10 protein-coding genes are annotated in these 12631 nt (G+C 70.7%); 1 reads left to right on the top strand and 9 read right to left on the bottom strand.

Annotated features, from left to right (window positions below; genetic code table 11):
• Positions 1-5 precede the first annotated feature (5 nt).
• From QNO11_RS04950 to QNO11_RS04920, 7 genes are all read right to left on the bottom strand, one after another.
• Positions 6-1103 (bottom strand): heparan-alpha-glucosaminide N-acetyltransferase domain-containing protein, encoded by a 1098-nt coding sequence (locus tag QNO11_RS04950; protein WP_257510128.1) that lies wholly within the window; start codon positions 1101-1103, stop codon positions 6-8.
• A complete protein-coding gene (gene argF / locus QNO11_RS04945; protein ID WP_257510129.1) occupies positions 1082-2005 on the bottom strand; it encodes an ornithine carbamoyltransferase in 924 nt (307 codons plus the stop codon). The genes QNO11_RS04950 and argF overlap by 22 nt, the downstream gene beginning before the upstream one ends.
• Entirely contained in the window at positions 2002-3234 is a 1233-nt protein-coding gene (locus tag QNO11_RS04940; RefSeq protein WP_257510130.1) for an acetylornithine transaminase, read from the bottom strand. The genes argF and QNO11_RS04940 overlap by 4 nt, the downstream gene beginning before the upstream one ends.
• Positions 3231-4130, bottom strand: a complete 900-nt coding sequence (gene argB, locus QNO11_RS04935; protein WP_257510131.1) for an acetylglutamate kinase — start codon at positions 4128-4130, stop codon at positions 3231-3233. Before argB ends, QNO11_RS04940 begins: the two co-directional genes overlap by 4 nt.
• Positions 4127-5284 (bottom strand): bifunctional glutamate N-acetyltransferase/amino-acid acetyltransferase ArgJ, encoded by a 1158-nt coding sequence (argJ, locus tag QNO11_RS04930; RefSeq protein WP_257510132.1) that lies wholly within the window; start codon positions 5282-5284, stop codon positions 4127-4129. Before argJ ends, argB begins: the two co-directional genes overlap by 4 nt.
• Positions 5281-6351 carry an N-acetyl-gamma-glutamyl-phosphate reductase gene (gene argC, locus QNO11_RS04925; RefSeq protein ID WP_257510133.1) on the bottom strand — a complete coding sequence of 357 codons (1071 nt, stop codon included), beginning with the start codon at positions 6349-6351 and terminating at the stop codon, positions 5281-5283. The genes argJ and argC overlap by 4 nt, the downstream gene beginning before the upstream one ends.
• 294 nt (positions 6352-6645) lie before the next feature.
• Complete coding sequence (locus QNO11_RS04920) at positions 6646-7623, bottom strand: NAD-dependent epimerase/dehydratase family protein (RefSeq protein WP_257510134.1); 978 nt, start codon at positions 7621-7623, stop codon at positions 6646-6648.
• A gap of 131 nt (positions 7624-7754) precedes the next feature.
• Between QNO11_RS04920 and QNO11_RS04915 the strand changes: the two genes are divergently transcribed.
• Positions 7755-8879, top strand: coding sequence for an AAA family ATPase (locus QNO11_RS04915; RefSeq protein ID WP_257510135.1), 1125 nt, complete (start codon positions 7755-7757; stop codon positions 8877-8879).
• Positions 8880-9048: 169 nt separating this feature from the next.
• Here the strand turns inward: QNO11_RS04915 and pheT are convergent, their stop codons facing one another.
• The gene (gene pheT / locus QNO11_RS04910) at positions 9049-11559 is read right to left on the bottom strand and encodes a phenylalanine--tRNA ligase subunit beta (protein WP_257510136.1); all 2511 of its coding nucleotides are present in this window, start codon (positions 11557-11559) and stop codon (positions 9049-9051) included.
• Complete coding sequence (pheS, locus tag QNO11_RS04905; protein WP_257510137.1) at positions 11559-12599, bottom strand: phenylalanine--tRNA ligase subunit alpha; 1041 nt, start codon at positions 12597-12599, stop codon at positions 11559-11561. Before pheS ends, pheT begins: the two co-directional genes overlap by 1 nt.
• Between the last annotated feature and the right edge of the window lie 32 nt (positions 12600-12631).

Raw genomic sequence — 12631 nt, 5'->3', positions numbered from 1 at the left:
CCAGCCTACCGGGGCGCGGCGGTCCGCCCGGGTACGGCGACCCGGCACAGCAGCGCCACCAGCCGCTCCAGCGGACCGCGGCCCAGCAGCAGCGCCCAGAGCGTACAGCCGGCGAGGAGCCCCAGTGTGATCGGCCAGAACGGCTCGAGGGCTCGGAACCCGGTGAGATCCTCAGTGCGCCCGAGCGCCGCGAGCGCCCAGACCACCCAGACCACCAGTTGCGCGACGTACGCCGTCAACGGCATCGCACCGGCCGCGCGCAGCGGCAGCACGACCCAGGCCAGCGGCGTGCGGCACAGCAGCAGGCACACCGCGATCGCCGCGATCGCGAAGCCTCCCGAGCCGATGACCTCGAGGATGCCGCTGGAATGCGGCCGCGCCGTCCACACCGCCCCCGCGAGAGACTCCGCCTCGGCGAACTCCTCTGCCCCGGACGCGGCATCCAGGCCGTAGCCGATCATCGCCAGCGCCACCCCGACCAGGAGCATCCGCAACTGCGTCTCCAGATCCCGCAGGTTCGTGCGCGCCAGCCCCATCCCCGCCAGGATGAACGCGAGCCACACCAAGAACGGGTAGTGCCAGCCCAGCAGCAGGGCGAGGTCCCCGCCGGCAGGAGTCTCCCAGAACTCCCAACGATCCAGCCAGGCCTGCACGATGGGCATGGTCACCGCGACTGCCGCGGCGGTGATGAGCAGCGGCCGCGCTCCGAGCCCGGTGAACGGGATGCCGAGGACGAACAGCACCGCATACGCCGGCAGGATCACGTAGACCGGGACCCCGGTGGCGATCAGCGCGACACCGAGCAGGTAGAGGATGCCGGCGCGCACCGCGAGTCGCCCCCGGGCGACGCGCAGCGGGTCACCGGTCAGCGGTGCCGCTCCCCCGGTGATGATGCCGATCGACACTCCCGCGAGGGTGGCGAACAGGATCGACGAACGGCCGTCGGCGATCGCCGTCCACGTCGCCGGGTCGGTCCAGCTCCACTCGACGCCGTCCAGCAGGTGGGCGGCGAGCATACCGACGATCGCCAGACCGCGCGCGAGATCGATCCCGGCCAGCCGGCCGGGCGAGTTGAGGCCGCCTACTGCTGCCGCAGCAGCCACACCAGCAAGGCCTTCTGCGCGTGCAGCCGGTTCTCGGCCTCATCCCACACGACGCTTTGCGGGCCGTCGATGACCTCCGCGTCGACCTCGTAGCCGCGGTCTGCGGGCAGACAGTGGATGAAGATCGCCCCGGGGTCGGCCAGCGTCATCGTTTCGGAGGTCACCTTGTAGGCGCCGAGGTCGCGCAGGCGCGCGATCTTCTCCTCCTCCTTGCCCATCGACACCCACGTGTCGGTGACGATGACGTCGGCACCGGCGGCCGCCTCGATCGGGTCGGTGTACAGCGTCAGCGATCCACCGGTCTCGGCGGCGCGACGGTCGGCGTCGGCGACGACGTCCGCGCGCGGCGCATACGCCTCGGGCGACGCGATGCGCACGTGCATACCCGCCGTGACGCCGGCAAGGGCGTAGGAGTGGCTCATGTTGCTGCATCCGTCGCCGAAGAACGTCAGCGTCAGGCCCTTGAGCTCGCCCTTGTGCTCACGGATCGTCAGCAGGTCGGCCAGCAACTGACAGGGGTGGAAGTCGTCGCTCAGGGCGTTGACCACCGGCACGGTGGTGCCGGCCGCCATCTGCTCGAGCCCGGCCTGCGCGTAGGTGCGCCACACGATCGCGGCGACCTGGCGTTCCAGCACCCGGGCGGTGTCGGCAGGGGTCTCCTTGCCGCCCAGCTGACTGCTGGCGGTGGAGATCACCAGCGGCGAACCGCCCAGGTCGGCGATGCCGACGGCGAAGGAGACGCGGGTGCGCGTGGATGACTTGTCGAAGATCACCGCGACCGTCTGCGGGCCGGCGAGCGGCTTGGTCTTCCAGCGGTCCTTCTTCAGGTCGATCGCGAGCTCGATGATCTCGGCCTGTTCGGCGGCGGTCAGGTCGTCATCGCGCAGCAGGTGACGGGTCACTCGGATGCCTCCTCGGTATCGGCAGGGACATCGAGCAGGAGTGCCTGCTCGACGGTGGAGAGGGCGCGCGCGAACAGTTCGGCGAACTCGTCGATCTCGACGTCGCCGATCGTCAGCGGCGGCGCCAGCCGCACGGTGCTGTCGTTGGCGGCGTTGATGATGAGACCGTGTTCGTGCGCGGCGGCGACGACGGCACCGGCGACCGGATGCCGCAGCGCGACACCGATCAGCAGTCCCTGCCCGCGGCATCCTTCCACCAGGGACGAGTCGATCGCGGCGATCGCCTCGCGGATCTGGGGCCCGCGGACGGCGGCGTTGCCGACGAGGTCGGCGCTCTCGATCTCGGCGAGGACCGCCGCGGCGACCGCGGTGCCGAGGGCGTTGCCGCCGAACGTAGAACCGTGGGTGCCGGGGTAGAACAGCTCCGCCGCGGCACCGAAGGTGATGAGCGCGCCGATCGGGAAGCCGCCGCCGATGCCCTTGGCCACGGTGATGGCGTCGGGGGTGATGCCGGCGTGCTGGAACGCGAACCAGGCGCCGGTGCGGCCGGCGCCGGTCTGGATCTCGTCGATGATGAGGAGTGCACCGTGGCGTTCGGTGATCTCCCGCGCCGCCTGGAGGTAACCCTCGGGGAGCTCGACCACGCCCGCCTCGCCCTTGATGGGCTCGACGAACAGCGCCGCGACGCGATCGTCGATCGCCGCCTCGAGCGCTTCGATGGTGGACTCGATCGTCTCGACACCGGGCACCATGGGCAGGAACGGCTCCTGCATGTAGGGCTTGCCGGTCAGCGCGAGCGTCCCCATGGTGCGGCCGTGGAAGGCGTCCTTCAACGCCAGGATGCGCGGGCGATCGGCTCCGCCGTGCAGCCGGGCGAGCTTGAACGCCGCCTCGTTGGCCTCGGCGCCGGAGTTGCCGAAGTACACCCGGCCGGTATCACCGGTGCCGGCCAGCCGTTTCAGCTGCGCGGCCAGTTGCAGCTGCCAGGGCGTTGCGAACAGGTTGGACACGTGCGCGAGCGTCGCCGCCTGGGCGGAGATGGCTTCGACGAACGCGGGGTGGGCGTGGCCGAGGGAGTTCACCGCGATGCCGGCGAGGAAATCCAGGTAGCGGCGCCCGTCGGCATCCCACAGCGCCGCACCCTCCCCCCGCACGAACAGCGCCGAACGGTCGCCGACGTTGCGCACCAGGTCCCGTTGCGCGTCTTCCTGCCAGTTGTCTGCGGTCATCCCGCCACCACCTCCGTGCCGACGCCCTGCGCTGTGAAGATCTCCACCAGCAGCGAATGCGGCTGGCGTCCGTCGATGATCGCGGCGGTGTCCACGCCGCCGTCCACCGCATCCAAGCACGCCTGCATCTTCGGGATCATGCCCGATTCCAAGCGCGGCAGCATGGCGCGCAGCTCGGTCGAGGTCAGGTGCGAGACCAGCGAGCTGCGGTCGGGCCAATCGGCGTAGAGGCCGGGGACGTCGGTGAGGACGATGAGCTTGGTGGCGCCCAGCGCCACGGCCAGCGCCGCCGCCGCGGCATCCGCATTGACGTTGAGCGACTGGCCGGGGTTGTCCAGGTCGGGAGCGATGCTGGAGACCACGGGGATGCGGCCTGCCGCCAGCTGATCGAGCACGGGCTGCGGGTCTACCTCGACCACGTCGCCGACGTTGCCGAGGTCGTGCTCGACGCCGTCGATGTGCACGCCGCGGCGGCGGCCGCCGAACAGCCCGGCATCCTCACCGGACAATCCGCTGGCGAACGGGCCGTGCGTGTTGATGCGGCTGACCAGCTGCGGGTTGATCTGGCCGGTGAGCACCATGCGCACCACCGAGATCGCCTCGGTGGAAGTCACCCGGTAGCCGCCCTTGAACTCACTCGGGATCGCGAGGCGGTCGAGCATTTTCGAGATCTGCGGGCCGCCGCCGTGCACGACGACGGGGTGCACTCCCACGAAGCGCAGGTAGGCGATGTCCTCGGCGAAGGCGTTCTGCAGCTCCTCGGACACCATCGCGTTGCCACCGAACTTGATCACGATGATCTGCTCACTGAAACGCTTGAGCCACGGGAGCGACTCGATGAGGACGCCGGCTTTGATCGCCGCCTCTTCGGGCGTGGTCTGCTGGATGTCGGTCATGAGGCGTACGCGCTGTTCTCGTGGACGTAATCGTGGGTGAGGTCGTTGGTGAGGATGCTCGCCGTCTCGGTGCCCGACTTCAGATCGATGAGCACGCGCGTGGCGCGGGGCGTGAGGTCGACCTCCTCGCGGGGGCGGTCGGGGCCGCCGGCAGTGCACACGCGCACGTCGTTCATCCACACATCCACGTCGTACGGGTCGAAGGCGGCATCCGTCGTGCCGATCGCCGCCAGCACGCGACCCCAGTTGGGGTCGTTGCCGAAGATCGCGGCTTTGAACAGGTTGTTGCGGGCCACCGAGCGCCCCACCGTGACGGCGTCGGCTTCGGTCGCGGCGTTCGTGACCTGGATCGTGATGTCGTGGCTCGCGCCCTCGGCATCGCCCTGCAGCTGGCGGGCCAGGTCGCTGCACACCGCGATGAGCGCGGTGCGGAAGGCGTGCGGGTCGGGGACGACATCGCTCGCGCCGCTGGCCATGAGCGTCACCTGGTCGTTGGTGGACATGCACCCGTCGGAGTCGAGCCGGTCGAAGCTGACGCGGGTGGCCTCGCGCAGGTGCGCGTCGGCCTGGGCGGCATCGAGCACGGCATCCGTCGTGATCACCACCAGCATGGTGGCAAGGCCCGGGGCGAGCATGCCGGCGCCCTTGGCCATGCCGCCGATGGTCCAGCCCTCGCCGCGGTAGGCGCTGCGCTTGGGCACGGAGTCGGTGGTCATGATGGCTTCGGATGCCGCTTCTCCCCCGTCGGGGCTCAGCGCCGCGATCCCCTGCTCGACGCCGTCGAGCACCTTGCCGCGGAACACCTCGTCGCCGGTGCCGATGAGGCCCGTGGAGCAGACGAGGATGTCCCCCGGGCTGACCCCGAGCAGCTGCGCCGCCTTCTCCGCCGTCTGGTGGGTGGTCTGGAAGCCGAACGAGCCGGTGAAGCAGTTGGCGCCGCCGGAATTGATCACGACCGCCTCGACCACGCCGTCGGCGATCGCCTGCTGCGACCACAGGATCGGGTTGGCCTTGGCCCGGTTGCTCGTGAAGACGGCGGCCCCCACCTTGCGGGGCCCCCGGTTGACCACGACGGCGACGTCGGCGTTGCCGCTGGACTTCAAGCCCACCGCGACCCCTGCGGCTTCGAATCCCTGTGCTGCCGTGACGCTCACGGTGCTACTCCGTTCACGGTCAAGCCTGCGGCCTCGTTCAGGCCCAGGGCGATGTTCATCGATTGGATCGCCGCACCCGCGGTGCCCTTGACGAGGTTGTCCACGGCGGTGACGACGACGACGCGGTTCGCGGCGCGGTCGATAGCCAGTCCCATCAGGGCGGTGTTGGCGCCGAGCACGTCTGCGGTGCGCGGGAAGCGGCCTTCCGGCAGCAGTTGCACGAAGGTCTCGTCGCGGTAGGCGTCTTCCCAGGCGCGGCGGATGTCGGCATCCGTCGCTCCGGCTGCGATCGGCGCGGTGCTCGTGGCGAGGATGCCACGGGACATCGGCACGATCACGGGGGTGAAGGAGATGCCGATGGCGGCCGCCCTGCCGGCGGAGTCGGTTTGCTTGCTCGCGGCTTCGGCGAGCGCCTGGCGGATCTCGGGGATGTGCCGGTGACTGCCGCCGACGGCATACGGGTTCGCGGTGCCGAGGACTTCGGCGGCGAGCAGGTTCGGCTTGAGGCTCTTGCCCGCGCCGGAGGGACCGACGGCGAGCACAGTGACGATGTCGCCGGGCTCGATGACGCCAGCGGCGACGCCGGGGGCGAGACTCAAGCTCACGGTGGAGGCGTTGCATCCGGGGGCGGCGATGCGGGTGGCGCCGACAAGACGGTCCCGCTGTTTACCGCCGGCGATGGGAAGCTCGGGCACGCCGTAGGTCCACGACTCGTGGAAGTGTCCGCCGTAGAACTGCTCCCAGGCATCCGCCGACGTCAGCCGGTGGTCGGCCCCCGCGTCGATGACGAGTGGGGTGTCCGCGAGCGCGTCGGTGTACTGGCCGGACTGGCCGTGTGGCAGCGCGAGGAACACGATGTCGTGGCCGCGGAGGACCTCGGCGGTGGTGTCCTGCAGCTGCAGGTGCGCGAGCGAGCGCAGGTGCGGCTGGTGGTCGATGAGGGGCTGTCCGGCGTTCGAATGCGCCGTGACGGTGCGGATCTCGATGTCGGGGTGAGCGGCGAGCAGGCGCAGGATCTCGCCGCCCGCATAGCCGGAAGCGCCGGATACGGCGACCGAATAGGTCATGGTTCAACCTTATTGTCTGGGAAACGGGGCCAGAGACGGCGACTCCGACGCGACGGGTCGTCGCGCGCAGGGCCGCCTAGAGTCGGCGGCCGTCCAGACGCCGGCGCGCGACAGCGACGCTCATGATGAGCGAGACACCGTGCGCGGCCGAAGACATGCCGCGACGATAGCCGCACCGTCCCCCCGCCCGCAAATCCCCGGGCGCTGCCGAGTGAGTATTCACGCTGCCGAGTGAGTATTCGCGGTGCCGAGTGAGTATTCGCGGTGGGCGCCACCGGCATCCACCGCGGCTCCTCACTCGAGATCAGTGAGAAGGGCCAATTCCTCGGCGCGGGTGAGGCCGGAACGGCGCTCGCGCTCGAGACCGGCCCGCCGCTCTGCTTCGAGGGTGCGCTCCAGTGTCATCCGCAACGGCCGCAGCCGCCCACCGAGGATCGTGTATGCCACGTGCGAGCGCGACCACATCCCGGTGTGCCCCGGTGGCAGCCACAGCGGCAGCGACCGCGGGCCCGACCAATACGCCACGCCGTGAGCCTGCAACCACTCGTCCGACGCCTCGACCAGCGCACCGGTGTGCCCGGCCACCTCGCGCGCCTCGGCGAGCACCTCGCCGAGCGGGTGCGGATCCCCCACCGCGTTGACGACACCGGTCCAGCGCGCATCACCGATCGCCACGACGAAATCGGCGAGGTCGTCGACGTCGATCACCGCGGCACCGCGCCCCTCGGTGGGAGGAACGAGCACCGCGGCATCCTCGGCGAGCGCGAACCGCGCCACCCAGTAGCCGAATCGATCGCTCGGATCCTCCGGCCCCGCGATCAGCCCGGGGCGCACGATCGCGGCGCGGTGCCCGAGGGCCTCCCGCACGGACGCCTCGGCCGCCGCCTTCTCATGCGGATAGTCCGATTCCTCGCCCTCCGCCAGCGGTGCCACCACCGGTGCGGACTCGTCGGCGCCGGTGACGTCGTCGTCGGCATACACCGAGACGGTCGAGACGAAGGTCCAATGCCGCGTCGTGGATGCCAGCGCGACAACGGCGGATGCCACGGCTGCGGCATCCGACGACAGGTCGACGATCTCATCCCACTCCCGGTCCGCCACCGCGGCGTAGGCGTCGGGAGCGGCGCGGTCGGCGGCGATCAGCCGGGCGCCGTCGGGCGCGGGACGCCCGCCGCGTGCCAGACATGTGACCTTCGCTCCCCGGGCGAGCCATTGATCGGCGATGCGGGATCCCAGCCACCCGGTGCCACCGAGGATCAATACGTCTGTCATGGGTCGATTCAACCGGACGCGGGGCCGCAGCTGCGACGAATACTCACTCGGCGCGACGAATACTCACTCGGCAGCGCGAATACTCACTCGGCGGTGCGAACGGGGTCGGAGGCAACTGCCAGGATCGAGCCATGCTCACCACGCTTGCCGTCTCCGGCTACCGGTCGCTGCGCGACGTCGTCGTGCCGCTCGCACCGCTCACCGTCGTCACGGGTGCCAACGGCTCGGGAAAGTCCAACCTGTACCGGGCGCTCCGATTGCTCGCGTCCACCGCCAGCGGCTCGCTCATCGCGGCCGTCGCGCGCGAGGGCGGGCTCCCCTCGGTGCTCTGGGCGGGTCCCGAGAACGGCGGCGGACAAGGCACACAGCGGAGAGGACCGGTCGCCGTGCAACTCGGCTTCGCCAGCGACGAGCTCGGCTACCTCGTCGACCTAGGCATCCCCCAGGTCGACCCGGCCAGCGTCTTCGCCCGCGACCCCGAGGTCAAACGAGAGCAGGTCTTCGCCGGCCCGCTCGCCAAACCCGCGACCCTGCTCATCGACCGACTGCGCGGCGCCACGCGCGTTCGCGACGGGGGCTGGACCACGCTCAACCAGCCGCTCGCCCCGTTCGAGAGCATCGTCACCGACCTCGCCGATGGCGACACCGCACCCGAACTCCTGACGCTGCGGCGCATGCTCGGCTCTTGGCGCTTCTATGACCACTTCCGCGTCGACGCCGAAGCCCCCGCTCGTCGCCCCCAGGTGGGCACTCGGTCCCACACGCTCGATCATGGCGGCGAGAACCTCGCGGCGGTGTGGGCGACGATCCAGGATGCCGGATTCGGCGATCCCCTCGACCGCGCCGTCGACGCGGCGTTCCCCGGGGCGAAGGTGCAGGTCACCGGCGCCGACGGACTGTTCTCACTCGCCCTGCGGCTGCCGGGATTGTTGCGCCCGCTGCAGGCCGCCGAGCTCTCGGACGGCACCCTCCGGTACCTGCTCCTGTGCGCGGCCCTGCTGCCGGCGCGCCCCGCCCCGCTGATCGTTCTCAACGAGCCCGAGGCGAGCCTGCACTCGGACCTGCTCGAGCCACTGGCCGGGCTCATCGCCGCGGCATCCGACCGTACCCAGCTGCTCGTGGTGACGCATGCCACGCAGCTGGCCGAGGGACTGTCGGATGCCGTACAGGTCGAGTTGCAGCGCACTGCGGACGGCACGGTCGTCGCCGGCCAGGGCATGCTCGACGCCCCTGCCTGGAACTGGGGATCGCGCTGATCGCGACGCGGCGGTGACCGAGCGCTTCCCACACGCGCCGCGCCGCCGAATACTCACTCGGCAGCGCGAATACTCACTCGACAGCGCGAATACTCACTCGACAGCGCGAATACTCACTCGACAGCGCGAATACTCACTCGACAGCGCGAATACTCACTCGACAGCGAGGTCAGTCGCGGATGGCGGCTCCGAGGCGCTCGGCGGCCACGGCGACGCCGGCGAGCTTCGCCTCGGTCGCCTCGGCGGCGGTCAGCGTGCGGTCGGGGGCGCGGAAGCGCAGCGCGAACGTGAGGCTCTTCGCGTCGTCGGGCAGGCCCGGGCCGCGGTAGTCGTCCACGAGACGCAGTGACTCCAGCAACTCCCCCGCACCGTCGACGAGCGCGGCGCGCACGGCGGATGCCGGCGTCCCGCGCGGCACGACGAGCGAGACGTCCTGCGTCGCGGCGGGGTATCCCGACAGCGACGCGACGACGACCCGGTCGCCGGCGAGGGACAGCACGAGGTCGAGGTCCAGCTCGGCGACGATGACGCGACCGGGCAGATCTGCGGCCTCCGAGACGGCGGGGAGCACCTCGCCGACGTACCCCACCTCGGTGTCGCCGACCGTCAGCACGCCGGTGCGCCCGGGGTGCAGCGCGGCGCGCTCCCCCTGCGCGACGGAGATCTCGACGCCCGCGGCCACCGCGATCGTGCGGACGGCGTCCAGCGCGTCGCCGAGGTCGAACGCTTCGGCGGCCTGCCCCGGCTGCTTCGCGACGCGGTGACCGGTCAGCAGCACGGCGACGTGACGCGGCTGCGGCGGGATCGACGCGTCCAGCGCCGCGAGCGTCGCGGCATCCGGCCGCACGGCCAGCGGCGGCACCTGGTCGGTGCCGTACGCGACGCCCGGCTCGGGCAGGAACACCGTGCCGGTCTCGAACAGCGCGAGGTCGCCGAACCCGCGGGCGAGGTTGCGGTGCGCGACCTGCAGCAGGCCCGGCACGAGCGAACGCCGCAGGAACGGCGCCTGGCCGTCCAGCGGATTGGCGAGCTTGACGCTGGACAGGTGCTCTCCGGAGGTCGAGCCGTGCAGGTCGTTCTGATCCGCCGTCGTGAAGGGGAACGACGGGGTCTCGGTGTACCCGGCGGCCGCGAGTGCGTTGGCCACGCGGCGACGCCCCGCCTGCGCAGGGGTGAGCCCGCGGCCCGACGGCGGCACCGGCAGCACCGAGGGGATGCGGTCGTACCCGTTGATGCGGGCGACCTCCTCGGCGAGGGTCCACTTGTCGGTGAGGTCCGGTCGCCACGACGGCGGGATCACGACCCAGCCGGCACCGGTCTCGGTGACCTCGCAGCCGATCGTCTCCAGAGCGCCGACGATGTCCGCATCGCTGTAGTCCACGCCGATGAGCCCGGGCACGAACTCCCGCGACAGGTCGATGCCCGCGATGTGCACGTCGGCGAACAGGGCGCCGCCGACCTCGGTGTCCAGCGTGCCGCCCGCGTACTCGACCATCAGGTCGGCCACGCGCCGCGCCGCGACGAACGGGATCAGCGGGTCCACGCCGCGCTCGAAGCGGCGCGATGCCTCGCTGGGCAGCTTGTGCCGCCGGGCGGTGCGGGCGATCGAGACGGTGTCGAAGATCGCGGCCTCGATGAGCACGTTACGGGTGGCGTCGGTCATCTCGGTGGGGCCGCCGCCCATGACGCCGGCCAGGCCGATGGGGCCGGACTCGTCGGTGATGAGCAGGTCCTCGCCGCTGAGCGTGCGCTCCTTGCCGTCGAGGGTCGTGAGCTTCTCCCCCTCCTGCGCGCGACGCACCGTGATGCCGCCCTGCAGCTTGTCGAGGTCGTACCCGTGGATCGGGTTTCCGAGCTCAAGCATCACGTAATTGGTGATGTCGATCAGGATGCCGAGCGAGCGGATGCCGGCGAGCGTCAGCCGCGCGATCATCCACGGCGGCGTGGGCTTGGTCGGGTCGACGTCGCGCACGATGCGCACGACGAACTCGCTCGCACCGACACGCCCGCGGATGGGCGCCCGATCGTCCACCGCGACGGCGAAGCCCTCGACGGGCTGCTGCAGCTCGCCCCAGGTGCGCTCCCCCGGGTCGCGGAAGTCCGCGCCGGTGGCATGGGCGTATTCGCGGGCGACGCCGCGGATCGACAGCGCGTAGCCGCGGTCGGGGGTGACGTTGATCTCGACGGCGACGTCGTCCAGGCCCAGCAGGGCGATGGCATCCGTCCCCACCTCGGGGTCCAGGCCCAGCTCCACCAGACGCAGGATGCCGCTGTGCTCGTCGCCGAGGCCCAGTTCCTTGGCGGAGGCGATCATGCCGTCCGAGACGTGGCCGTAGGTCTTGCGCGCCGCGATCGGGAAGGGACCGGGCAGCACGGCCCCGGGAAGGGTCACCACGACCTTGTCGCCGGGGAAGAAGTTGCGGGCGCCGCACACGATGCCGCGTACCCCGCCGTTGGCCTCGCCGACGTCGACCTGGCACCAGCGGATCGTCTTGCCGTTGGACTGCGGCTCCTCGACGAACTCCACGACCCGGCCCACGACGATGGGGCCCTGCAGGTCGAAGCCGTGCACGTCCTCCTCTTCGAACCCCACCGACACGAGGGCCGCAAGGACGTCGTCGGGCGTCGCGTCCGCCGGAACGTCGACGTATTCACGCAACCACGAGAGCGGAACGCGCATCAGACCACCATTCCAAACTGCTCGCTGAAGCGGACATCGCCTTCGGCCATGTCGCGCATGTCCTGGACATCGCTGCGGAACATGAGAGTCCGCTCGAATCCCATGCCGAACGCGAAGCCGGAGTAGACCTCGGGGTCGATCCCGGCCGCGCGCAGCACATTGGGGTTGACCATTCCGCAGCCGCCCCACTCGATCCAGCGCGCCCCGCCCTTGAAGGTGGGATGCCACAGGTCGAACTCGGCGGACGGCTCGGTGAAGGGGAAGTAGTTGGCGCGCATGCGCGTCTTCGCCTCGGCGCCGAAGAGGGTGCGCGCAACATGGTCGAGCGTGCCCTTCAGATGCGCCATCGTGATGCCCTTGTCGACGACGAGACCTTCGAACTGGCTGAACACCGGCAGGTGCGTGGCATCGAACTCGTCGGTGCGGTACACCCGGCCGGGCGCGAGGATGTAGATCGGCAGGTCGCGTTCAAGCATGCTGCGCACCTGCACGGGGCTGGTGTGCGTGCGCATGACGAGGTGTCGCTGCACCGGGTCGACGTAGAAGGTGTCCTGCATCTGGCGTGCCGGGTGGTCGACGTCGAAGTTCAGGGCGTCGAAGTTGAACCACTCGTGCTCGAGCTCGGGGCCTTCGGCGATCTCCCAGCCCATGCCGACGAACAGGTCCGCGATCTGCTCCTGCAGCAGGCTCAGCGGATGCCTCGCACCGGTGCGCGCACGCTGCGCGAGCGCGGTGATGTCCACGCGCTCCGCCTCGAGCTGGGCGGCGGTCTCCGCCGCGGCCAGCTCCGCCTCCCGCGCGGCCAGCGCCTGGTTCACGCGACCGCGCGCCTGGCCGACGAGCTTGCCGAATTCCGCCTTGCGCTCGTTGGGCACGGAACGCAGCTGCGCGTTGAGGGCGGCCAGCGGCGAACCCTCGGCGGAGTGCGCGGAGCGCGCCGCCTTCAGCTCGGCCGTGGTGGCGGCGGCGGCGATCGCGGCCAGCGCCGCGTCGACCGCGGCATCCACCGCTTCAGGGGTGATCTCGGGAGAGTCAGACACGAGGAACGAGTCTACCGACCGCTGCAGGGCGA

Source organism: Microbacterium sp. zg-B96, from assembly GCF_030246865.1.
GTDB lineage: Bacteria > Actinomycetota > Actinomycetes > Actinomycetales > Microbacteriaceae > Microbacterium.
The sequence above is the reverse complement of the archived record's forward strand: the minus strand, read 5'-3'. Positions and strand labels throughout refer to the sequence as shown.